Raw genomic sequence first — 23,668 nt, 5'->3', positions numbered from 1 at the left:
AATGAAGAGTAATATGAAGAAAAGCCAATTACCGACCAAACTATGCCCAGTGTGTGAGCGACCTTTTACATGGCGTAAAAAGTGGCAGCGAGATTGGGAAAATGTGAAGTATTGCTCTAAACGCTGTGCGGGCAATAAAGGCAAACAAGATAAGGAGTTGGTATGAATAATCAGTATCAAACACTCAGATTAGTTTTAGGTGATCAACTCAATGCCAGTCACAGTTGGTATCAAGATAAAAACGATTCAGTATTGTATGTCATCGCCGAATTACATCAAGAAGCCACTTACACAGTGCATCACGTTCAAAAAGTACAGGCGTTTTTCGCTGCTATGCAAGGGTTTGCAGCAGGCTTAAAGCAAGCAGGGTTTCATGTTTTGCACCTCACCTTAGACGACACTGCAAAATTTAAAAGCTTGCCTGAGCTGTTATCGCATTTAATTCAAAAGTTCAGTATTCAGCAATTTGAATACCAGCTAGCTGATGAAGCGAGACTTCGTACTCAAATCAGCGAGTTTTGCCAAAGCCTAGAAATCCAAAACATGGGCTTTGAAGCCGAGCACTTTTATGTCAGTGACCAAGAACTAGGGCAATACTTTAAAGCTAACAAAAAACACAGGTTAGAGCACTTTTATCGCACGATGCGCGCACGTTTCGATATTTTAATGCAAAATGGCGAGCCTGAAGGTGGGCAATGGAATTACGACAAAGACAATCGTGAAAAGCTTAAAAAACAAGATTTAAGCAATGTGCCGCAACCTCTGTTATTTGCCAATGATGTTACTGAGATAAATGAGCGTATCGCACGGCACAACATAAAGACTATAGGTAAAGGTGATAACACCTTACTCTGGCCCATAAATCGCAAGCAATCTGTTGAGCTTCTGAACTTTTTTTGTGAAGTCTGTTTACCTAACTTCGGCCGCTTTCAAGATGCCATGACGGGACAGCTTAAAGGCTTGGGTGAAAGCTTATGTGAAGACCTGGGCTGGAGTTTGTACCACAGTCGTATTTCATTCGCTCTAAACAGTAAGATTTTGTCTCCCAAGCAGGTAGTTGATACTGCAATTCATTACTATCGACAATCAAATGGTAAAATCAATTTGGCGCAAATTGAAGGCTTTGTTAGGCAAATACTTGGTTGGCGAGAGTTCGTTAGAGGCGTTTACTGGGCGAATATGCCGAACTACGCCTCATTGAATCACTTAGACACAACACGTGCGCTGCCTAGTTGGTTTTGGGATGCGAACACTAAAATGAATTGCCAACATCATGCAATTAGCCAATCACTTGATTACGCCTATGCGCATCATATTCAGCGATTAATGATCACTGGTAATTTTTGTTTGATTGCAGGTATTCACCCCGATGAAGTTGATGCCTGGTATTTGGGTGTGTATATCGATGCCATTGAATGGGTTGAAATGCCAAACACCCGTGGCATGAGTCAGTTTGCTGATGGGGGAATTGTCGGCTCCAAAGCTTATGCAGCAAGCGGAAACTATGTGAAAAAGATGAGCGACTACTGCTCTAGTTGTGCTTACAAAGTGACAGAAACAGTGGGCAGTAATGCATGTCCGTTAAATTCCCTGTATTGGCACTTTATGCATCGAAATCAAGAAAAGCTAGGCAATAACCCGCGTACAGCCATGGTACTTAAAAACTGGCTTAAGAAAACCGATGAGCAAAGGGCTGAGGTACTTAATCAGGCAGAAACTTACTTAGATAATATTAATAATATTTAGTTTAATCTTATTTTATAATGGCTGATTGTGGGAGCAATGATATTAAACGCCCACAATCAGCATCTTACCTTGCGCCATGCCTTCGCGCTCACAACTTAAGTCTATGCGGCTATTTAATGGATAGCTAAATATTTGCTCAAGGCGTGGGTGCGGTTGAGAAATGATTTTACAACTTCTTACGAACAAACTCATGCGGCTGTGGTTATCTAAGAATGCGTAAGCTGTTTTCTCCAATGCTTCTTTGCAGGCGGATAAGATATCAGGGTGGACGTTGTTTTCATGTATTGCTTTAAGCGCTTCTTCTTTTTCTATATTCATACAGCTACTAGCTAATACACAAACAGCGTAAATATCTAAAACCCCAATTACTCTAATTTTCTGATTTCCACGTTCTGCATAAATAACCATAACGCTGGGAACTTTGGACTCATCGAAGTATTGCGCTCGAATGGGGTTCAAAGTAAGGCATTCGCTAATGTTCTTTTGCATTAATTTTTCTAATTGTTCGGTCTTGGGCAATGGCAAGCCTTCTTTTAAAGGCACCGACTGCTCTACCTCAAGTTCAATTTGTTCAAGCTTTTCAATAATAGGCTGTAGTTGAGTATGTAATTGTTCGTCAGTAAACGGCTTAGATAAAAAGAAATTACAACCAGCTGTTCTTGCTTGAATTATCTTTTCTTTTTCATCAATTGTAGAAATAATTCCAACAGGAAGCTCAGGCCTTAATAATCGGATTTCTTCTAATAAAACGAGGCCTGTGTGTTCTGGCATATACCAATCAGTGAGCACAATGTGAGGGTGCCAATCGACTAACTCAGCTCTTGCTTTTTCAACACTCTCAACACATCGAATAAAAAGCTTACGGTACTCATAGTTCATTAGAGCACGTTTAATAATTTCTCTTGTGGCTAAGCTATCATCGACAATTAGTACTTTCACATCTAACCCTAAAAAAAATTAACTTTAATGAGTATAGGCAGAATTTCTCATTAAAACTAAACTTATATCATTAATAACAGAGAGGTTATGTGTGTGGATACTCTTTTTCCTCTAGAGGCCTATCAATATGTAGCGCTCAACTTTGGCTTACTTATTTTAGCTACGTGGTTTTATATTCTGTTATTGATCCTACGCGAGTTTAGGAAATTCGCTGTGTCAATAACAGGAAAGGGGCGTTCAAACGAGGACCATGAGGCCGTTATTGCTCTTTGTCGAGAATCTGTGCAACGAGCTAGTCAATTTTCTGAGCAGCATGGCAAAACATTATCAGAGTTAGTACAGGTACAGGTTGGTTTAGAGCAGCAACTTGCTCAAATACGTTCTTCTACTGCTGACCATATAACGAAAGAAGAACAAGCGTCTATTAATGAGTTAAATAAAAAGTTGAGCCGCTCCCATAAGCTTATCCGCAAATTAAAGGGTGATTTAGATGTTACGGCTAAAAAGCTTAATGTTGCTAAAACAGAGCTAGAAATAAAAACCTCTTCTTTTGAAGACTTACAGAGTAGTAATCAAAAGCTACAAAATGAGGTGGTTGCACTTCGAGCACAAAAGGAAGAGTGGATCAGCGAGCCCATGGCACCAGCCAGTCAAAATGAATCTGAAATGGCCACTATGTTGAACAATTACAAACGCCAGATCAACGAACAAAACCAGCTGATAGAGCAGTTATCATTGCAAACTAGTGGAGAAGTTGATCCTGCTGAAGTTGCAGAACTGCAAAACGAGCTAGAGCAAGCCAAAACTAAGATAAAGCATTTAAATAAAGAGAAGAAATTTATAGAAGGGCGGTATTTAGATGCGGTTAAAGCTAATAAACCTGGCTAGATTTTAATTTATAAAGCAATAAGTTGTGCTAAAATTAAGGGGGGTGTAGTAGTAAAGGTGATTTTTAATCAATGACTAAAACCAAATTAAGCTCTGATGAAAGCCTATCATTTAAACTTGTTACACAGTTACTCCCAAAAGAAGCCAGCCAGCTAGATCTATATTTTTCAATCCCGACTGATATGGGAATTAATAAAGATACATTTAATGAAGTCGATTTTTTTAACGCCCACATTAAAACGCACTGCGCTTATTATTCTGAACAACTCCATCTTCCGTTAGTTCGAAGCCGATATATCAGCCAAAACAAAGGAGAAAAAAGCGATTACAGAGTTAACTTAAATCTCTTCTCGTATCAAATTCGCATTGCACTCGATGCGGATATAAAAGCGACGTTAAAACTAAAGCAAGCCGATGAGTTTTATCCCGTTGCCTGTGAGCTGGTTGAACAAGCTAAAAAGTTATTAAAGAAATTACGTCGTTACAAGCCACCAGAGCAAACCTTAAAGCCTTACTTTCAGAATGCCGATAACTATTTAAGTTGGCACAGCGAACAGGCATTTTTAAAACTCTTAGCAAAAGGCCCAAAGTCTAGTGAATTTAGCAGTGAAAGAAATGAGATTTTGGCGTTTTGTAAAGAAGAAACCGCTTACAGAGAAAAGCACAATTACAATTCACAAGTGACACTTGAAGATCCAAATCGGATCACCAATAAAATGCGACTATTGCAGCGATTGATTGAACATGGGGTGGTGTTCAATAAGAAGACGCAAGACTTAAACTTAAATTTGAAACGTTTAGTGCGCGGTTTAGTAACTGGGGTGATCATGGCCTTTGTGATGTATTTGGTTTTAAATGCTCGTTCAAATTTTCAAGAAATCACCATCGCCTTGATTGCTTTATTAGGTGTTATTTATGGCCTGCGTGAAACCTTCAAAGATGAAATCACCCAATGGGCATGGCGTAAAATACAGCATGGTCGACCAAAGTGGCGCAATATTTTTAAAAACTCGGTGGATGACAAAGTTGTAGCGCGACAAACCGTGTGGTTCGAATTAATAAAAAGCAAAGAGCTTCCAGAAGATGTCGACGCCTTGCTGCAAAAGCGTCGTCAACAAAACAAGCAATCAGCAACCCTTTTACACTTTTGCAGTAAAAATGAAGTTAAACAGCAAGAGTTTATTCCTGGCTACGAAGAAATTCAGCAGCGAATTACTTTCAATTTAAGCTCATTTGCCCGTTATTTAAAAAAAGGCGCGGGTAAACTTTATAGCCATGAAGGTAATAAAGTATCAGGGCAAGGAGTTGAGCGTCGTTATCAGATAAATCTAGTTTTAAAATACACCACAAACAGAGAAGACTCGGTCAAGCAGTTAGAGCGTTACAAAGTGACTATGAATCGTTCTGAAATCGTTGCAATAGAAAAAATAAATTAAATTTTAGCGAATACAAATTGTCAGTTTATTACAACCACACAAGTTGTGGTGATTCATCCATTGTTTTTATAAGGTGAGCTGAGAAGATACAAGCTCATTTAAAACGCCGATTAAGTCTGACTTTTTATAGGGTTTTGTAATAACCGAATCAAAAAGTGAACTTAGCTCTTTTTCTTGAAAAATATCAGCGGTGACAGCAACTTTTGGTTGTTTACATTGCAAGGCTTTTAGCTTTTCTAATGCTTGTAATCCAGACATTCCTGGTAAATTAATATCAAGTAAGAAAATATCAAATGTGTTTAGACTCGACATTTCAAAGAGTGCCTCAGCGGTTTCGAAAATCGTATATTGACCACCAAGCTGTTGCAACATTGCCTTAATTAACATTTGGTTAAGCGGGTTATCTTCGACAACGCAAATATGAAGTTTTGCAAAGCTCTTTGCTTCGATTGGCTCAGGTTCAGTACATTGCTCGCATTCGTCTACAGGCAGTGATATTGAAACTAAGGTGCCTTTACCTAAAGTACTTGATAATTGAATTTTGCCTCTCATTAGTTCGACTAACCCTTTAGAAATACATAGGCCCAAACCTGTACCTTCTTTTCTTTGCATACCGACTTGTTTAAATTTATCAAATAGTAGGGCTTGATCGGTTTTACTGATACCTATGCCTTGATCTGCAACTTCTATATGTAATTTATCTTTATTTAAATAAAAGCGAATATTAACCTGCTTTTTTAGAGGGGTGAATTTAATGGCATTACCAATAATATTTACAATGACTTGCGTTAATTTTGTTTTATCAACATCAAAAAAACGCGTAGCAAGAGCACTATCAATATCGTAATTCAGTTCTATCTCACCCTGCTGTGCCTTACTTCCCATCATGTTCATGATGCTTCGAAATAGCTTATCAAGGCTAACTGGCTGAGGCTTTAGCTCCATTTTACCGGCATCAATTTTTTCTAAATCGAGCACCGAGTTGACTATCTCGAGTAGCTGATGACTACTAAACTCAATGTTGTCTATAAACTCATATTGCTCTTTTGGCAGAGCTTTTATGTCGGCCGACTCTTTTAAAATTTCGCTAAAACCTGTAATGGCATTGAGCGGAGTACGAAGTTCATGGCTTATTGTTGATAAAAACTCGTCTTTTGCATGGTTTGACTCTTTCAATTGCTTTACTTTTAGTCTCAGCTCTAGTTGAGCGATGACTTGTTTAGCCAGTGTTTGAAGTGCTAAGCGTTGCTCGTCTGTCAATTTCTGTGGCTCGTCACTTATAGCACAAAGTGTGCCTATTGCTTCGCCATTTGGAGCACGTAAAGGAGCGCCTGCATAAAAACGAATTTTTGGCCCGTCGGTTACCAGAGGGTTATCAAAGAAACGCTCGTCATTTCGTGCGTCTTCAATTTCGAAAATGTGTTCTTCTAAAATTGCATGTGAGCAAAATGCGATTTCTCGGCTGGTCTCATCTGCATCAAGGCCAACCTTAGATTTAAACCATTGGCGATTGTTATCAACTAGGCTGACTAATGAAATAGGTGTGTTACAAATGACAGATGCCAATTTGGTGATATCGTCAAAGCACTGCTCTGCTTCTGTATCAAGAACTTCATACCTTTCTAAGGTTTTTATGCGTAACTTCTCATTTGTAGCGAGTGGTGCACTTTTCATATTGAGTTTCCATGCAATAAAAGCTCTGAGCTAACATTAGCATCAAGCTTTAGGTGCGGCAAAGCAGTTTCTAATTATGAAAAAATCTTGATGTGAGCTAGAGATAGATATTGATATAATTTTCATGAGTTTAGATGTTCTAAAGGTGGTGTGTGTTATTAGGAAAGTATAAAAAGTGTGTGTTTTTAACGCAAAACACTTGCATTTATGGAACGTTCCAATATCGTGTGTCTCATTTAGAAACTTAAAGAATGTGATTATGTTTAAAAAAAATAACTTGATTATGTTTAAAAAAAATAACTTGATTATGCTTTTAACTGCAGTGTGTTCGCAGGCGGCAGTCGCAAAAGATATTGTCCTTTATGATATTACAGATAAAGAGTCATTTACTGTACAAGCGCAACATCCTGCTTTTGTTGAGAACGAATCCGTTAAGCAATTGTTTGATAGTTCAATTCACAGTAAGTTTTTGTCTGATAAGTCCCAAGCTTGGGTGCAAATTGACTTTGAAGACGCGTTCCAAATTCATCAATATTCTTTAACATCAGCAGGGGATGCCCCAGCTCGAGACCCTAAACATTGGCAAGTGAAAGGCTCTGTTGATGGAAAAAATTGGCTTGTTTTAGATAACCAAACAGAGCAAAGCTTTGATTCTAGAGCACAAACCAAAACTTATACAGTGGCAAATAGCCAGCATGTGAAACACGTACGCTTTGAGTTAAAGCAACAGGGAACAACACAATGGGGTGATAGCTATTTGCAAGTAGCCGATATAGGCTTGTTTGCTGCCACCGACCTTCCTTTAGCGTCATTTGAATTTGATAAGCGCATTGTTAGGCTTAATGAAGAAATCACCATTACAAACACCAGTGACAATGATCCTGGTGATGTCGAATGGATAATACCTGGCGCAAAGATTAAGCATATGGGTAATGACGTAAAAGTACGCTTTACAAAGCCGGGTAGCTATTCGGTTACGTTAAAGACTAAAAACAGCGCCGGCACAGACAGTATCACACAAAAAAATGTCATTAAAGCCATGGATATTCATCGTCCATGGGCTGGTCTACAGTTACCCAAAGTGGTGGTTAAGCTTGAAGACACTGAATCTGCGGGGGCAAAAAGACTAATTAAATTGCTGCCAAATATCGAACAAGCGATTAATGAAGTCACCCGTGACTTAGTGCCTATGCTGTATAAAAATTTCACCGAAGTACCTGAATTTGAGCAGGTTACATTCAGACTAAAATGGATGGATACGCTCGCTTACCGAGCGGGTGATTATTCAAATATGGAAATTGCGTTTAGTAGTAAATACATTACCGAAAGACTAGCTGATAAACCAGACGAACAAGTCACTTACGAGTTGCTTGGTGTCCTTTGGCATGAGCTGACCCATGGCTATCAGTTATTCCCACAATCAGCAATGGGCTCACCAGAAGAAACTCATGCATTTATTGAAGGGGTTGCAGATTTAATTCGAATTAATGCAGGCTTTCATAAGACACGTAGCCCAGAACCTTCAGAGACTTGGCTGGGTGGGTACACAAATACCGGCTTCTTTTTATCTTGGTTGAGTAAACGGTATGAAGCGTTTGAGCATCAATTTAATGCAACGGCGACAGAGTTACCGGATTGGACGTTTGCCGCTGCCATTGAATATGTAACTGGCGAAAAAGTAGAAAAGCTTTGGCAAGAATACCAAGCTGAACTCACTAAATAATAAATCTTTCCTTATTCAAATGGTCATTATCGCTTCCTCTCAAGTGGTGATGATCATTCTTTATATTTGAATATGTATTCAAAGCCTCCATTTAGTATTAACACTTCAATATTCGTTAAACAACTTGTAATAGATAGTTACAATTAGATGAATTTTTATTACCTAAATTGTTGACAATGATTAAATGATGCGCAATTATTGGAACGTTCCATGCTGTTGTGAGTTTATTGATATTCACTTCAGTATTTTTTTAACTTAAAAGTGGAACGTTCCATAAAAATAAATCTTAGAGGCTAAGATGAATAACAACAAAATTTTAATGCTATCGCCGTTGGCACTGGCCGTGTCTTTGTCGATATCTGCTTCTGCAACTGCAGCAGAGCAAAATCAGGTCGAAGAAAAAGTAGAACGTATTGAAGTAACGTCTTCACGTATTAAGCGTACTGAACTTGAGGGTGTTACAAATATTCAAACGATTTCATCTGCAGATATGGTTAGAAGTGGTTTCACTAATGTTTATGAAGCGTTAAGTAGTGTGACTGCGGCTAATGGCCAGATCTTAGGTGAAGTTGAAACGGGTTCTTACACGCCGGGTGCCAAAGAGCTAAAGTTGCGAGGCTTAGGCCCTGAGTACACGCTGATCCTAGTAAACGGAAAGCGTTTAGCCTACTACCCAATGCCTTACGGCGGTCAAACTAACTTTGTTAACCTTGATATGATCCCAACAGCCATGGTTGAACGCATTGATATTCAAACGGGTGGTGCATCAGCGATTTATGGTTCAGATGCGATGGCGGGTGTTGTTAATATCATCACGAAAAAAGGCATAGATTCTCATTATGTTGATGCCTATTATGGTCAAGATACTTATGGAACGGGCGCTAAAAAAGGCTTAACTTTTGTTGGTGGTTTCCAACAAGACGAGTTCACATTCGACTATGCACTAGAGTATAAACATACTGATCCTTTGCTATCAGGTGACAGACCTTACCATGATAGTGTGTGGGACAACCCAGATCCAAAAGCACACCACGAAACAAACCGTTCAATCACTGTTTGGGCTGACAATACCGAGTATAAAAACCAGTATTCTGCGCAGTACTGTAACTCTGAGCAAAACCCGCATCCACGCGCTGTACAGCATTTTATTGAGCGAAATAGTTATGGTGCAAGCTGTGGTTGGGATGAAACCAGCGATAAGTTACTTCGAAATCAGTCAGAAGCATTCAGTGTTTACATCAACTCAGAATATCACTTAAACGATCAGCACAGCTTATTTGCGAATGGCTTCTATATCGATCAAGAGAAAAAAGGCCGTCGTAACACTTTCTTCTGGGGTCATCATGAGTCAATTCATGGCGGTACATTCTGGGATCCAGATATCGAAAACCAAGAAGGTACACTGGGTGCACCGGTTAAATACATGTGGCGAGTGGTTGCTGATGAAGAATATACTGAAGATGGCTTAGGTCGTACGTATAACGATACGTCACTGTCTTTCAATGTGGGTATTAAAGGTGAGATTGGCGATTATTACTATTCAGTAGGTTATAGCCGTGCAAACTATGACTTCAATGACCGCTATTTACATCATACCAACGAGGGCAACCGTTTATTGAAGGGTCAACAATACGGTGAAGTAAATGGCATGCCTGTTTATCGTCCTAACTATGAAATGTGGTTTGCGCCGTTAACACCAGACACAGCAATGCAAATTGCCGATTGGGCGACGTACGACGGTAACTCGTTCAATAACACGTTTACAGCCGATATCACAGGCGACTTATTTGAATTACCTGCTGGGGCCGTTTCTTTTGCCGCTTATGTTGAAGCGATGAATGAAGGTACACGTGCAACGCCAGATGCGCGTATTTTAAATAAAGAGTTTGTGGGATTAACTGGTGTTATTACCGAAGGTGAACGTGACCGTTATGCTGCTGCAATGGAGTTTTTAATTCCAATTACAGAGCAATTTGATGTAGAAGCGGCTGTTCGTTACGACCATTATGACGACATTACTGATGTAGGCGGTGCGCCAACTTATCAGCTTGGTTTTACCTACACACCAGTTGAATCTTTAGTACTTCGTTCTGCTTATAGCACGACATTCCGCGGCCCGAGTATGTCTTCGGTTTATCAAGGCTTCTCAGGAAACTTTGGCTCTGGCAACGACCGTATTACCGCCGATGCGTGTGCAGTACTTGCTGCCCAAGGCGAGGTGTCAGGCTATGTAACTGATGCGCTAACAGCGACCTGTGAAAACGTCGATTTATCGAACCCGCAATTGGCTTCATTACAAGCGAGCTTTGAAACGGTATCTGCGGGCGATCCGACTTTGAAAGAAGAAACTGGCCACTCGTTTACAGCAGGTTTTGTGTATGAATATTCAGAGAATCTTTCGTTTAACGTTGATTTTTATGACATCGTTATTAAAGACAAAATCAAAGTACTGAGCGCAGGCAGCATTCTTCATACTATGTGGGAGTGTAACGAAGGCATTCAAGATCCAAACTCTCAACTGTGTAAAAACACTGCCGCCCGTATTCAACGCTATGATGAAAATGGTAAAGGTACAGATCGCTTAGGCAACCCAATCTCGGGTGATGCCTATACGCCACACTCAGTGCGTCAAGGTTATATCAATGCCTCAGAAACTCAAGACGGCGGTATTGATTTAGGCGTGCGTGGTTTATTTGATACTGAATTTGGAACGTTCCGTTATAAGTTTGAATACAACAAAGTATTAAAGAAGAAAGAACGTATTGAAGCGGCTGATCCACTTAAAGATATATTAGACGATCAGAACAATTACGACTTCAACGATACCGCAAGCTTTAGTTTAACTTGGCAAAAAGAAGATACTTCGATCTCCCTATTGAGCCTTTATAAAGGCGAAATGTGGAACTTAGCGCCATATGGCGAGCGTCAAAAGCTACCGGCTTGGTACCGTCATAACCTAACTTTTGGCCAATTTATTGGTGACAACACCCGCTTGATTTTCTCTGTGAAGAATCTACTCAATGCAATGCCACCGCAAGACGAAACCATGGGTAGCTATCCGTTCTATTTGGGCGGTAACTACGACAGCATTGGTCGTGAGTTTGTATTGCGTATGACTTACGAGTTCTAACAAGAATAATAAGGAACGAACATGAATAAATTTACTTTATCAGCACTGGCGTTGTCGGTTTCGGCGATTCTGGTTGGCTGTAATGATGGCTCAGGCTTTACTTCGACACAAAGCGAAGCCGAGCAAAGCACGCAAGTGACGTCTGCTGCAGGTGAAAGTGCCTTGCGAAATATGTCACAAGATAAAGGGGCAGAGATTGAGGCTGTATTAGCTGAGGGTGTGACTTCACCAGATGGTGAGCAAGTTGGAAACTTAATCGACGGTAATCACAGCAGCAAATTTTTGGCCTTTGATAAAAAAGCCACCGTGATCTTCAAAGCGGCGAAAGCGGCTGCATTGCAAAAGTACCACTTTGTTTCAGCAAACGATGAGCCTAAACGTGATCCTAAAAACTGGGTTGTATATGGCTCAAACGATAAGCAAGAATGGGTAGAAATTGACTCTCGTGCAAATGAAGCGTTTACTGGCCGCGCAGAGTTAAAAGCGTACGAACTTGAAGGTGAACAAGCAGCTTATCAGTACTTTAAATTCGACTTGGAGCACGGTGGCACAGACAGCTATGGTGCTGATATTACTCAGCTTGCAGAGCTTGAATTAATCGTGATTGCAGAAGCGCCTATCGTGTCGTTTGGCGCGTCTAACTTAACGCCTGAAGTGGGCGAGCTTGTGGTATTTGAAGATACCTCACTAGTTAACCCAACAAGTTGGCAATGGACGTTTGAAGGCGGCACGCCTGCAACCAGCACTGAGCGTAAACCGCTTGTTCGTTTTAACGAACTGGGCGCGAAAACTGTGACTTTAGTTGCTAAGAACGACAAGGGTGAGTCTGAGCTAGTTAAAACTGACTTCATTCGCGTTTGGGATCCAGCCAGCCCTTGGGCAGGTTTCCCTCAGCCTACAGTGACATTCACTAAGAATAAACCTGAGCATCCAGGTCAAGCGGTACTTGAGCGAGTTATGCCTGACTTAGAAGCAGAAATTCACCGAATTTCTGAGTTGATCGCTAAGCGTTTATTCAACAATGTCACCGAAATTAACGTATTTGAATCTGTTGAATTTATAACTGATGAGTATGACTTCCCAGCGGCGAAAGGTGGTACAGATAAAAACATGCAATTGATGTTTGATCTTAACCATATTGCTAATCAAGAAGGCAAAGGCGACCAAGCTATTCGTGACGAGATAATCGGTGTACTTTGGCATGAGCTGACCCATGGTTACCAAAATGTGCCAAATACAGGTGATTACATTGAAGGCACTGACCATCATACTTATCTTGAAGCGATGGCGAATTTTATTCGCATCGAAGCGGGTTTCTATGAGCATGCGCGAGCAAATATTGATTGGTTAGATGACATCAATAAAGATGCGTATAACCAGACCTCATTCTTCTTGGAGTGGGTAGTAAACACGAACCGAAATATCGACTTTATGAATGAGCTAAATGCAGCTGCAAAGGCATTACCTGAATGGTCGTTTGATGCCGCATTTAAGCATATTTTTGGTGATAATAGAGGCCTCGAAGTGATTGTTGGCGAATACCAAACTTACCTCAAATCACTTGGTAAAGTACCACCTTATCCGACACCAGTTGTAGGCTTTAATAATGCCGTACAGTTTGATGGTGTAACGGTGACGACCAATGCAAGCCATATTGGTATTTGGGGTGAGGGTCCAGAAGCCCTAGCTGATAACGATATTCGTAAGAAGTTTAATGCGGTTGTCGAAGCACCTTGGTGGGTACCAGAGTATCTTCCTGATATTTTACCGATAAATGAAGTTGAAGCAGTGAATGCTGATTTTGTGTTACCACAATCGGTTAATGTAGCGAAATACTCGATTGCCACTGCTGGTGACAACGAAATTCGCTTCCCAACGAGCTGGCAAGTATTTGGTTCAAACGATGGCGATACATGGACACTAATCGATGAGCAATCATTTACGGCCTTACCAGAACTGGTGACCACTTACACCTACGAACTTGAAAAGCCAGTTGATGTGCAACACGTTCGTTTCTCATTTAAGAATGAGCGTCAAGGAGAGGGGATTGGCGGTGACAACGGTAGATTAGTGCAAATCGGTGAAATCGCGATTTGGACACAAGATTAATATTTTCCCTAGATTATTAATGTGAGAGTCAAAGCAGGCCATTCGGCCTGCTTTTTTTGGTTTGATATTTTGCTAGGTAATATGCGCAAAAAGTAGATACAGCAATTAAAGGTTTAACCTCTATTAATTACATAATCTAACTGTACTGTTGAAACCGCTTCTACAGGTTTGCCATCTTCAAATTTTGGTGCGTAACGCCACTGTTCAAGCGCTTCAATAGAAGCTTTTATAAAGCCTTTTTCAGAAGAGTCAATTACTTCTATGTCTTTAACAAACCCTGACTTACTAACGGTAAATTGCAGTTGTACCCAACCGCTTTTCATCTTCCGAGCCATATTTTTTGGGTACTGCGGATTTGCTCTATAGAGTGGCTCTTGTTCTTGCGAGTCTTTCCAAGGCACCATTTTCGCTATGGCTAAACAATGTTTGGTGGCTTTGTCACTTTGACGCGTTTTTTCGTAAAGGTTAACCAACTTTGAATGGGCAGATAGTTCAAAAGGATGGTCGAAGTCGAGATTAGAATCAAACACATTAACAATATGCTCTAAGCGTTCAATTGCAGCACTTTTTCTATTTCTTGCTTCATCTAAAGCAGCAACCCAGATATCTGTTGAAAGACGTTGAACTGAGGTTTCAGGTAAATGAGCCTTATTTATCTCATCAGTTTTACGTATCAACTTTTTAGCTTTACCTACTGTTCTACTATTTTTTGCTGCAAGTTTGGCTGCTTCTAAATATGCAACCGAAGCAAATTCATAGTCTTGTTTGGCTTCAGCTTGTTCTGCAATGTCTTCTAAGCTATTGAGTGATTCTCGACGATTTTCTTTAAAGTTTAACTTTGCAAGTGGTAGGGTAATATTAAAAACAACATCAAGCTTGTCGGTATGATGCTCTTTGGTAATCTTGAGTATTTCTTCAAGTAAGACCTTTTTATCAGGGTTGCTGTTACCCATTGATGTTGCGTAGTTAATAGCAAGATTGATGGTGTTAATATCGTGCTGACCGTAAAGTTCTTTGCCAACTTCATAGGCTTTTTGAGCTGTGTCTTTTAGTGCTTTTTTATCACCAGATTGAACTGCGGCTTGGTAGTCTGAATAGTATTTTTTGAATTCAGCATTTAAATCTGAGATTGATGAAGCTGCAGATGAAAACGATAAAGATAAAGAGAGTATTGAAAGCGCAATTATAGTTTTATTCATTTTTTATATAGACCAGTTTGTTATTGTTTTAGCTTAGTATAATACAAATACTTATTAGTACCTAACTTAGGGTCTCTGCAGCCATGAAAGCTGCCAATAAAAACATAACACTACCCGCTACTTTATCCTGCCAATTTATCGCGCTTTGCTTTACGCTTATTTTCTTCGATATGTTACCTGATGTGATGGCAATGAATGTATCACAGAGCAAAGTAATCAATGTATAAATTATGCCCAGAATTAAGAGTTGCATTGAAATGGAAGTCGTATTTTCAGACACAAACTGAGGGAAAAAGGCGATAAAAAATAAAGCCGTTTTTGGATTTGTGATCTCGACAATAAAACTTTGCTTCATGATATTTAGATTAGACAGATTCTGCAGTTCAGGTTTTTCACAGCTGTGAACATTAGGCTTAAAATATTGCCAGCCAAGATAAACTAAATACAACGCCCCGATTATTTTCAAACCAGAATATAGAAGCGGGGCATGAGCAAATATCGCTGATAAACCTAAAATTGTTGCGATGACATAGGCGAATGACCCAATGGCCATACCACATGCAGCGGCAACACCAGCTGATGGACCCTGACTTAGACTGCGAGCGGCAATATATAAAATAGAGGGGCCAGGCGTAATACTTAGCGCAAAGCAGACGGCTGAAAAGGCAATAAGTGCTTCTAGGTTTGGCATAAATGTTCCTGTTTTAACCTGATTACTGAAAATCTTTGGTTTCTAAATATAATTGAGTCATGCTTTTTTGAGCGTGCGATCCTAATGTTAAAACAGGTTCAACATACTCGGTTTTGATGAGCTCGACATCATCGTTTTTCTTATGACATGGATACGAAAGGATCTGATCAAAACTCGACGTCGCTGCAATTTTATGGACAAACAAGCAGTGTTGAACAGTTGCTTTAATATTGAAAAAATAACCATTCTGATTTTCTAATGTTATATCTTTATTTAAAATTATTTTATTGATTTTAAAGCTGTCAGCTTCGTGAATACGTGTTCCTTCACGTTCAAAATGCCCGACATAAACATCAGCTAGGAAGCTTTTAATACGGCCTTGTCTAAGTGCATTGAGTGACAAAGTCTCAGGGAGAAGTGTAATCAAATTATGCGTTTTTAACTTATCAAGTAGTAGTTTTTTTTGATGAGCTGCGACTTCTACGTGAAAAATTAATTGAACCGCATGTTTGCCTTTAGGCATTGGCAAATGAGAAGCAAATAACTGTTCTTCAAGATTAAACAAAACCATACCGTGAGTACCGATAGAGTGATCGTGCTCACTACTTTGTGCAAATAACGTAAAGCTGAAAAACAATAAAATTAGGATTGTGTATTTCATTTATAACCGTAAATAATTGGGAGTATTGCTTTAAGATACGGTATATTTAATTCTAAATCGTTTCTAATTTGTTTTATTAAAGTCCAAAATGGAAATAGCAGATCTTAAAAAGTTTTTGGTGATCGCACGTCATCAAAACCTCCAAAAAGCAGCACTCTCTCTAGACATTACGCCAAGTGCATTGTCTAAGTCACTCAAAAGGCTAGAAGCCTCTTTAGATGTTAAATTGTTTGATAGGGTGGGTAAGACGCTACGTTTGAACGAGCAAGGAGAAAAACTACAGCCAAGGGCAATTGCACTTACTGACCTTGCTGCGGATACACACCAAGCCTTGAGAGCCAATAAAATGCCTTTGGTATGTAAAGTCGCTGCGCCAAGCATTCTACAATTTAAATGGGCCTGTGTACTTGGCCGTCAAGCGGGTAAACAGCCACAAGTGTTACTCGAGTTCGATACAGAATATGAAGCGGAAGCATTACAAAAATTGGTAAATGGCGAGGTTCAGCTAGCTATCGTAACAGGAGAAATGTTGTCTCATCTTCCTGATGGGATTAAAGCGATTGAACTTGGAGATGTCCAGATGCAAGTTGCTATGGGGCAGACTCACCCTTTAGCTATGAATACTAACGCTTCAGTTGAGGAAGTTGTGGCACACCCTTTTGCAGTACCAAACACATCTCCGTTTTGTGGAGAGCAGAGAGGCGTTGGCTGTGATGGCTGGCAGTTAAGGCATTTAACCCGTCGAGTTCAGTGGGTAGTCAATGACTACGCTGTATTGAGTCAACTGGTAAAAGGTGGTCAAGCTCTGGCATTCTTACCTGATTTTATGATCAGAGAATGGCAACTCAAAACGGTTGAGATGACGAATGGTGATTTGTCATATAAAGAGCGCGTTTTTTTACTGGCGCATCAAGACTGTTTGCCTTGGGTAAATGCACTTATAAATAAAGTATTGGGGATGGATTAACGAATAAATATTCCTCTATAGCTTGAAGTGATTTCTGTTCAACTTGGGTAATCTCTAGTAACCTTGATGCGCGGCTGCACAGCGCTATTTATTTAGCAATTTTAATCAATAATTATTAATTATGAGATAACTATGTATATAGATGATGTGCTTCCCAGCGATTTTGCAGAACTGCTAAGCGTTTGGGAAAACTCAGTCCGAGCAACTCACAGCTTTATAAGTGAAGAAGATATTGCGTTCTTTAAGCCAATTATTGTGGAACAGGCGTTTCCGAATGTCATTTTGCACTGCATGAAAAATACAGCGGGAACAATTGTCGGTTTTATTGGTGTTCATTCAGAGAAAATAGAAATGTTATTTATTTTGAATGAATATAGAGGGCAAGGTATTGGCAAATCGTTATTTAAGAACGCATTGAATTGTCATTCCATCAATAAGGTCGATGTGAACGAACAGAACCCTCAAGCTGTCGGTTTTTACGAAGCGATGGGGTTTAAAGTTGTTTCTCGTTCGCCTTTAGATGATATGGGGAAACCATTTCCAATTCTTCATATGTCGTTATGATGGGGATATAGAGTGTATTCAAACAATTTAAAGTAAAGTGAGCTCGATGAAAGTAAGCAAATCAAGACAGAATTAACGCCCAAAGCCAATAACTTTGGGCGTTTGCGTTTTCAGCCCCATTTTAGGTTTTTGGGCGTTAGCGTTTTAACTCGGTGTTAAGTTGATTGGAGTTTACGCTTTAGCCTTTTTCGATTAGTACTGTAACTGACCGCCACTGTTTATAAAGTTAGCGTATTCATTCCATACGTCTTCGACACCACGTCCTAAGATCTGTCTAAATGACGCATCGAACGACCAAGTGTAATTCCCCATGTCTTTTGCCGACTTATTAAATTTATAGATAAAGTCATTGTCTAAATGGGTTTTAACATAGTGTAAGAAGAAACCTGTTCCTTCATAGCCTGTTAACCACTTTCTCGGGTCTAAGGTGCTTGGCGTACGTGTTTTGTGGAAGCCTGCACCAATCCGTACGGCATCAGCTAATCCTTCGGTAAAAGCCCAGTAAGCTTGACCATCGCCGTAGTTGTCATGTGTGAGCGGCGAATTGTTGTAACCATGAGTCACTTCGTGGAATAAGATACCATCGATTTCGTCTGAAATCGCAGAGTCAGAATTTCCACCCTCACGATATAAACGCTCAAGGTGTGCGGTACTGACGACTATTGTCATTTCGCCCGAACCATCTTGACCCATTTTATATGCAACAAAGTCTTGGCCCCAATGATCTTTTGCACGCAACTCGAAACGTAGTTTTCTGAAACGTTCAGACTCAATTGGGTCTTTATATAGAATTTTAGCGACATCAACGCAGCGCTGTGCCATATGGCCTGCAGGGTCGGCAATGATACGTTTAAACAATTGTGAGCCGGTTGTTTCTGGGTTTACATCTACAAAATCCACCACAGGTTTTTTCCATAAACCATCGTTAGGATCTGTGACACCTTGTTCAGTGATGTTGATATTGACGTTTGTTTGCGAGTAGCCGTATACCGACACATAAAGGTTTTGGCCAGATCCCTCACAGTTTTCTGTTGCGGTTGGAGTAATGCTTTGGCAAGTGTAGTTTTGAGTCGTCGCAGGTGTACCTAAGTTGATATACAAGTCAGCATCACCGCTGCCAGACGTTGAGGCGTTTACTCTGCCTGCGACGTTGAAAGGACCAAAGTGTTGCCATTGACCTTGGCTTAGGCTCAAAGACTGGTTGATTGGCAGTGTTGTTCCATTATTGTTATCTGCGTTTTTACTAAATAGTTCAACTTCGGCGAGTTGCACTAGGCTTGCGCCATGATTGGCTGAGATATTTAAGCGAATATGTTTATAGGCTTGATTACTCGATACAGAATATTGCTTGCTTTGATATCGACTTGAAAAGCTTTGACCCGCTTGGTTATCAATTGTTTGCCAATTAATACCATCGTTTGAACCTTGTAACTGCCAATTTTGCGGATCACGACTTGGCGCATCGTTTGCTGAAGTCAGCGTATAGCCAGTGATGATTTTCGCATCATTGAGCTCATAGCTAAGCCAAGCTGTAGGAGAAAACGCCAACCATTTGCTGTATTGGTCGTTATCAAATGCTTTGTCCGCTGTTTCGTATGGTGTGTTTTGTTCAGATGCGTTAATCATCCCATTTGGTACCGTGAGATCGGCATTCAACGTGGTAGATGCAAGTGTGTTAAAGCTTAGGCCTGCGAAAGCAAGTGCTAACGAGATAGGTGTTTTAAGATGTTTATTAGATGTCATAACTTGTTCCCATTGATGTTGTTGTAACGTTCCAATTTTGGCTTTTTAGAAAAGCAAAATGTTGTTTACTTAATTACTTTGCCTGTTTGGAACGTTCCTAAATAATTGACGTTATTTCGCAAGGGATCAACCTTTAATTCACAAAATTTTTACTTTTAGGCGTGTTTAAGGTACTAGAATGTTGAATCTATTGAAAAAATCGGTATGTATAAAATTTGGGTATAAGTTATAAAATAATCGAAATGGCTAGGTCGTTCTATGCAAATGAATAATGTTTTTGAAAGAGTGACGAAGTTGGAGAAATTGAGAACAACACGTTTGAAAATAAAAAATAACCGGGGCCGGCCTCTAGTTCACAGCCTATTCATGACGCAATAATGGCGCCATGAATAGAACTTGGTTTGAACAGTTATGAGCTGCGTTCTATTAGCTCTACTGGGACTTGCGTTAATCCTTCTTGCGTGTCGTTTTTTAAGATATGACACACGGCTTTAGCGATATCGTTGGCATCAATTTTTACTGTGCTCAGTGGCACACTCATCAATTTAGAGTCGTCTAAGTCATCAAACCCGATCACGCCGATATCAGCACCAGGCTTTAAGTTTTGCTCGGCTAGATATTCAATCACGCCATAAGCCACAATGTCGTTAAAGCAGACCACAGATTCAACTTGCGGCACTTGAGCTAAGCATTCTGACATGGCGAGTCGACCACCGTGACGGTTTGTGGTGCTATTAAACACCCAAGTTTGTATGTCGCCTTGCTCTTTGGCGGCTTTGTTAAACCCAGCTAAACGTTGATGGTAATCCGATATTGCTGCATCACCACCAATAAAGGCGATGTTCTTATGACCGCGTGCGATTAACGCTTTCGTCGCGTTATAAGCACCCATTTCGTTGTTTGGTAATACACAAGGTACTTGGCTGCCATCTACTTGACGCATGATGCTGACCACTTGCGTATGCGGCTTTTGTAATTGATTGAGCCAGCTTGCTTGGGTGTTTGGCGTTGGACAGATAATAAAGGCTTTCACACGGTATTCTTGCAGTTTGGCTACAATTTGCGTTTGCGTTAGGGCATTTTCGCTGGTGTTAACGAGCGTTGCCATTAAACCCAATTCACGAATGTGTTTTTCAAGGGCAACCGCTAAATTTGCAGAATAAGGGTTGGTTAAGTCGTTGATCACAATAGCGACTAAATCTGAAGACTTACTGCGCATCGCTGCGGCTTCACGATTATATACGTATCCTGTTTCTTCGATGGCTTTGAGTACTTTTTCTTTTGCGCGGTCGCTGGCTTTATCGCTGCCGCGTAAAACAAGTGACACCGTAGACTTTGAAACACCCGCTACACGGGCTACGTCATGTACAGTGACAGACTGCTTGTTAGTATTATTTGTTTTCAAATTTTGGCTATCTATAAAATGTGGTTGTCTCGATAACAGCGCCAACCAGTGGTTATACCAATATTCAATAATACGTAATCCTTTTGAAGGAATAAAGCTACCGCAAACTGCGTTAAAAATTTCTCATTTAGAACAACTAAATAGCAAAATTTTTGCCTTGTTATCGAAAGCTTTCTTCGCCTCAAAATTGAACACTTAATTAAGAGTATTGGTATTAATTTTGTCGCAATGGGTTGTATTCTAGCAAATCGATCAGTATATTCAAATTATTCTTGGAACGTTCCATTTTACCTTTAATAGGAAATTAAAGGATAATCGGCTCATTCCAATACCAATCGTTAAAGATTGGAATCTATATTTATTTAGGCTATTTGGCAAAGAGGCAAACAATGAAAACGATAAGCCACGGGTGGCACAGTGCTAAACGCATGACTTACTCACTCGTTACGGGCGGTGTGATGATGTTAGGTGCGACACAAGTTGCAGCAAACACGCAATATGTAGACCCATTTATTGGTACTGGCGGCGACGGCCATACTTTTCCAGGTGCAGTTGTACCTTTTGGTATGGTGCAATTGAGCCCAGATACCGATTCAGTATTTAGAGGTATTGACCCACAGCCAGAAATTTACAAGCGTTGTGCGGGCTATCATTATGACGACACCACCATTGTTGGTTTCTCGCATACCCACTTTAGCGGCACGGGTCACTCAGATCTTGGCGATTTACTGATGATGCCAATTACAGGTGAAGTGAAGTTAGAACCGGGTAAAGCTGACAACCCAGATGCGGGTTATCGTTCTCGCTTTAGTCACGACAATGAAACGGCAAAGCCGGGCTATTACCAAGTTTGGTTACAAGACTACAAGGTGAATGCTGAACTGACTGCGACTACCCGTGTGGGCATGCACAAATACACTTTTAAAGAGCATGATAAAGGCAGCGTGTTAATGGACTTAACGCACAGCATTTATAACTTCAAAAACAAAGTCATTTGGAGTGATGTGCGCGTTATCGACGACCGTACTATTTTAGCTTATCGTGCTACCAATGGCTGGGCGAATAATCGTCAAATGTACTTTGCCATTGAGTTTTCAAAACCGTTTAGCGATATCGAGCTGATTAACCTAGACAACACACGCTACCGTTGTAATGGCTGCTTAACCGAAGGTAATGGCAAAAAGCCATCGACCATTGTTAACTACAAAATCCCAGAAGCAGCAGGTAAAGCCATTAAAGTGGTTGCAGACTTTGAAGGTCTAAAAGGCGAACCACTGATGGTGAAAGTGGGTATTTCAGCAGTAAGTAAATCAAATGCACTTGAAAACTTAAAAACAGAAATCCCGCATTGGAACTTCGATAAAGTGGTTAAGCAAGCAGATGAAACATGGCACAAATCACTTGATAAGTTTGAAGTAGAAGGCTCGCTATCTGAAAAGCGTCAGTTCTTCACGTCGGTTTATCACGCACTACAAGCACCGAGTGTATATCAAGACGTAAACGGTCAATATCGTGGTGTTGATGGTGAAATTCACCAAGCGAAAGAGCACACGCACTACACGCTATTCTCACTATGGGATACCTATCGCGCACTACACCCATTATTGACTTACATTGAGCCTGATAAAGTATCAGATATGATCTCTTCAATGCTTGATCATTATCAGCAGAGCCATGACAAAATGCTGCCTATCTGGTCGTTCCAAGCCCATGAAACGTGGACGATGATCGGTTATCACGCGGTATCAGTCATTGCTGATGCATATCTAAAAGGCATTCGTGATTTCGACGTTGAGCTAGCTAAAAAAGCCATGATCGATACTGCAAACCACCCGCATTACGATGCCATTCCTGAATACAAACAATATGGTTATGTACCGTTAGACGTGCTACCTGAGTCAACGTCTATCACTTTAGAGTATGCATATGATGACTATACGATTGGTCAATTCTTCACGGCGCTTGGTGATAAGAAAACAGCGGCTGAATACTACGAGCGTGCAACATACTACAAAAACGTGTTCGACCCAGAAGTACGCTTTATGCGTGGTCGCATGAAAGATGGTTCATGGAATCCAGACTTTGATCCGCAAGAAGCAAAATACATGGGTGCATTCACCGAAGGTAACAGCTACCAGTACAGTTTTTATGTACCACAAGACGTACACGGTTTAATTAAGCTAAAAGGTGGCGACAAGAAGTTTGTTGAGCGTCTAGATGAGTTATTTGAAACAGAGCTGTCGTACGAGAAAATCAAAGAGCATGAAGACATTGCAGGTCTAATTGGTCAATACGCTCACGGTAATGAGCCAAGCCATCATATTGCCTACCTTTATAATTATGCCGGCGAGCCGTGGCGTACTCAGGCACGTATTCGTCAAATCATGGATACGCTGTCTTCGGATAAGCCAGATGGTCTTGCGGGTAACGACGATGTAGGTCAAATGTCGGCGTGGTATATCTTCTCGGCAATGGGCTTCTACCCAGTATCACCGGGCGATTTAACTTATGCATTAGGTGCACCGCAATTACCGAAGATTTCTTTAGCATTGGCAAATAACAAGCGATTCACTGTGGTTGCGAAAGGCCTGTCTAAGAAGAATAAATTTGTAAAAGAAGTACGCTTAAACGGCAAAAAGCTTGAGCGCAGCTACATCACTCATGATGACATCATGGGCGGTGGCAAGCTTGAATTCACTATGTCGGCTAAGCCTAACAAGTCATTTGGTCAATCACTGTCTGCACGTCCGCCGTCAATGAGTAACCCAGTGAACAACAACTTATTAAAATAAG

Annotated in this window: 17 protein-coding genes; 10 read left to right on the top strand and 7 right to left on the bottom strand. The window is 40.5% G+C overall.

What is annotated here, in order from left to right; genetic code table 11:
• Positions 1 to 13: 13 nt before the first annotated feature.
• Entirely contained in the window at positions 14 to 166 is a 153-nt protein-coding gene (locus tag ACXAC4_RS21790) for a DUF2256 domain-containing protein (RefSeq protein ID WP_130256784.1), read from the top strand.
• Positions 163 to 1,746 (top strand): cryptochrome/photolyase family protein, encoded by a 1,584-nt coding sequence (locus ACXAC4_RS21785; RefSeq protein WP_475165355.1) that lies wholly within the window; start codon positions 163 to 165, stop codon positions 1,744 to 1,746. The genes ACXAC4_RS21790 and ACXAC4_RS21785 overlap by 4 nt, the downstream gene beginning before the upstream one ends.
• Before the next feature lie 42 nt (positions 1,747 to 1,788).
• Here the strand turns inward: ACXAC4_RS21785 and ACXAC4_RS21780 are convergent, their stop codons facing one another.
• Positions 1,789 to 2,685, bottom strand: a complete 897-nt coding sequence (locus tag ACXAC4_RS21780) for a response regulator (RefSeq protein ID WP_475165352.1) — start codon at positions 2,683 to 2,685, stop codon at positions 1,789 to 1,791.
• 213 nt (positions 2,686 to 2,898) lie between these two features.
• On the opposite strand from ACXAC4_RS21780, the gene ACXAC4_RS21775 reads away from it, so the two are divergent.
• Together ACXAC4_RS21775 and ACXAC4_RS21770 are read left to right on the top strand one after the other, a co-directional pair.
• Positions 2,899 to 3,573 carry a chromosome partitioning protein ParA gene (locus ACXAC4_RS21775; protein ID WP_349286726.1) on the top strand — a complete coding sequence of 225 codons (675 nt, stop codon included), beginning with the start codon at positions 2,899 to 2,901 and terminating at the stop codon, positions 3,571 to 3,573.
• 71 nt (positions 3,574 to 3,644) lie between these two features.
• On the top strand, positions 3,645 to 5,009 hold the full coding sequence (locus ACXAC4_RS21770; protein ID WP_475165342.1) for a hypothetical protein: 1,365 nt from the start codon (positions 3,645 to 3,647) through the stop codon (positions 5,007 to 5,009).
• Positions 5,010 to 5,075: 66 nt separating this feature from the next.
• On the opposite strand, the gene ACXAC4_RS21765 is transcribed toward ACXAC4_RS21770, so the two are convergent.
• Positions 5,076 to 6,683, bottom strand: coding sequence for a GAF domain-containing hybrid sensor histidine kinase/response regulator (locus tag ACXAC4_RS21765; RefSeq protein ID WP_475165336.1), 1,608 nt, complete (start codon positions 6,681 to 6,683; stop codon positions 5,076 to 5,078).
• Positions 6,684 to 6,942: 259 nt separating this feature from the next.
• On the opposite strand from ACXAC4_RS21765, the gene ACXAC4_RS21760 reads away from it, so the two are divergent.
• The 3 genes from ACXAC4_RS21760 to ACXAC4_RS21750 all read left to right on the top strand — a co-directional run bounded on the left by ACXAC4_RS21760 (position 6,943) and on the right by ACXAC4_RS21750 (position 13,645).
• On the top strand, positions 6,943 to 8,406 hold the full coding sequence (locus ACXAC4_RS21760) for a basic secretory protein-like protein (protein WP_475165331.1): 1,464 nt from the start codon (positions 6,943 to 6,945) through the stop codon (positions 8,404 to 8,406).
• Between the two features lie 298 nt (positions 8,407 to 8,704).
• Positions 8,705 to 11,536, top strand: a complete 2,832-nt coding sequence (locus tag ACXAC4_RS21755) for a TonB-dependent receptor plug domain-containing protein (RefSeq protein ID WP_475165327.1) — start codon at positions 8,705 to 8,707, stop codon at positions 11,534 to 11,536.
• A gap of 21 nt (positions 11,537 to 11,557) precedes the next feature.
• A complete protein-coding gene (locus ACXAC4_RS21750) occupies positions 11,558 to 13,645 on the top strand; it encodes a basic secretory protein-like protein (protein WP_475165325.1) in 2,088 nt (695 codons plus the stop codon).
• A 113-nt stretch (positions 13,646 to 13,758) separates the two neighbouring features.
• Here the strand turns inward: ACXAC4_RS21750 and ACXAC4_RS21745 are convergent, their stop codons facing one another.
• The 3 genes from ACXAC4_RS21745 to ACXAC4_RS21735 all read right to left on the bottom strand — a co-directional run bounded on the left by ACXAC4_RS21745 (position 13,759) and on the right by ACXAC4_RS21735 (position 16,196).
• A complete protein-coding gene (locus tag ACXAC4_RS21745; RefSeq protein WP_475165323.1) occupies positions 13,759 to 14,844 on the bottom strand; it encodes an energy transducer TonB in 1,086 nt (361 codons plus the stop codon).
• Between the two features lie 61 nt (positions 14,845 to 14,905).
• Complete coding sequence (locus ACXAC4_RS21740; RefSeq protein ID WP_475165317.1) at positions 14,906 to 15,535, bottom strand: LysE family translocator; 630 nt, start codon at positions 15,533 to 15,535, stop codon at positions 14,906 to 14,908.
• Positions 15,536 to 15,557: 22 nt separating this feature from the next.
• The gene (locus tag ACXAC4_RS21735) at positions 15,558 to 16,196 is read right to left on the bottom strand and encodes a hypothetical protein (RefSeq protein ID WP_475165312.1); all 639 of its coding nucleotides are present in this window, start codon (positions 16,194 to 16,196) and stop codon (positions 15,558 to 15,560) included.
• An 88-nt stretch (positions 16,197 to 16,284) separates the two neighbouring features.
• Between ACXAC4_RS21735 and ACXAC4_RS21730 the strand changes: the two genes are divergently transcribed.
• Together ACXAC4_RS21730 and ACXAC4_RS21725 are read left to right on the top strand one after the other, a co-directional pair.
• Positions 16,285 to 17,163: a LysR family transcriptional regulator gene (locus ACXAC4_RS21730; RefSeq protein ID WP_475165310.1), complete on the top strand. Its 879-nt coding sequence runs from the start codon at positions 16,285 to 16,287 to the stop codon at positions 17,161 to 17,163.
• Positions 17,164 to 17,295: 132 nt separating this feature from the next.
• Positions 17,296 to 17,727: a GNAT family N-acetyltransferase gene (locus ACXAC4_RS21725; RefSeq protein ID WP_475165308.1), complete on the top strand. Its 432-nt coding sequence runs from the start codon at positions 17,296 to 17,298 to the stop codon at positions 17,725 to 17,727.
• A 192-nt stretch (positions 17,728 to 17,919) separates the two neighbouring features.
• On the opposite strand, the gene ACXAC4_RS21720 is transcribed toward ACXAC4_RS21725, so the two are convergent.
• On the bottom strand, positions 17,920 to 19,470 hold the full coding sequence (locus ACXAC4_RS21720; protein WP_475165306.1) for a basic secretory protein-like protein: 1,551 nt from the start codon (positions 19,468 to 19,470) through the stop codon (positions 17,920 to 17,922).
• Between the two features lie 409 nt (positions 19,471 to 19,879).
• Complete coding sequence (locus ACXAC4_RS21715) at positions 19,880 to 20,875, bottom strand: LacI family DNA-binding transcriptional regulator (protein WP_475165305.1); 996 nt, start codon at positions 20,873 to 20,875, stop codon at positions 19,880 to 19,882.
• Positions 20,876 to 21,264: 389 nt separating this feature from the next.
• Here ACXAC4_RS21715 and ACXAC4_RS21710 point away from each other — a divergent pair, with 389 nt between their 5' ends.
• Positions 21,265 to 23,667, top strand: coding sequence for a GH92 family glycosyl hydrolase (locus tag ACXAC4_RS21710; protein ID WP_475165302.1), 2,403 nt, complete (start codon positions 21,265 to 21,267; stop codon positions 23,665 to 23,667).
• Position 23,668 lies beyond the last annotated feature (1 nt).

This window comes from Pseudoalteromonas sp. AWM4_233 (genome assembly GCF_056158285.1).
The sequence above is the reverse complement of the archived record's forward strand: the minus strand, read 5'-3'. Positions and strand labels throughout refer to the sequence as shown.

Coding starts and splice junctions, on each gene's coding strand:
- ACXAC4_RS21720 (WP_475165306.1), bottom strand. CDS start 19,470: ATGACATCTAATAAACATCTTAAAACACCTATCTCGTTAGCACTTGCT.
- ACXAC4_RS21760 (WP_475165331.1), top strand. CDS start 6,943: ATGTTTAAAAAAAATAACTTGATTATGTTTAAAAAAAATAACTTGATT.
- ACXAC4_RS21730 (WP_475165310.1), top strand. CDS start 16,285: ATGGAAATAGCAGATCTTAAAAAGTTTTTGGTGATCGCACGTCATCAA.
- ACXAC4_RS21740 (WP_475165317.1), bottom strand. CDS start 15,535: ATGCCAAACCTAGAAGCACTTATTGCCTTTTCAGCCGTCTGCTTTGCG.
- ACXAC4_RS21765 (WP_475165336.1), bottom strand. CDS start 6,683: ATGAAAAGTGCACCACTCGCTACAAATGAGAAGTTACGCATAAAAACC.
- ACXAC4_RS21725 (WP_475165308.1), top strand. CDS start 17,296: ATGTATATAGATGATGTGCTTCCCAGCGATTTTGCAGAACTGCTAAGC.
- ACXAC4_RS21785 (WP_475165355.1), top strand. CDS start 163: ATGAATAATCAGTATCAAACACTCAGATTAGTTTTAGGTGATCAACTC.
- ACXAC4_RS21735 (WP_475165312.1), bottom strand. CDS start 16,196: ATGAAATACACAATCCTAATTTTATTGTTTTTCAGCTTTACGTTATTT.
- ACXAC4_RS21750 (WP_475165325.1), top strand. CDS start 11,558: ATGAATAAATTTACTTTATCAGCACTGGCGTTGTCGGTTTCGGCGATT.
- ACXAC4_RS21770 (WP_475165342.1), top strand. CDS start 3,645: ATGACTAAAACCAAATTAAGCTCTGATGAAAGCCTATCATTTAAACTT.
- ACXAC4_RS21745 (WP_475165323.1), bottom strand. CDS start 14,844: ATGAATAAAACTATAATTGCGCTTTCAATACTCTCTTTATCTTTATCG.
- ACXAC4_RS21710 (WP_475165302.1), top strand. CDS start 21,265: ATGAAAACGATAAGCCACGGGTGGCACAGTGCTAAACGCATGACTTAC.
- ACXAC4_RS21790 (WP_130256784.1), top strand. CDS start 14: ATGAAGAAAAGCCAATTACCGACCAAACTATGCCCAGTGTGTGAGCGA.
- ACXAC4_RS21755 (WP_475165327.1), top strand. CDS start 8,705: ATGAATAACAACAAAATTTTAATGCTATCGCCGTTGGCACTGGCCGTG.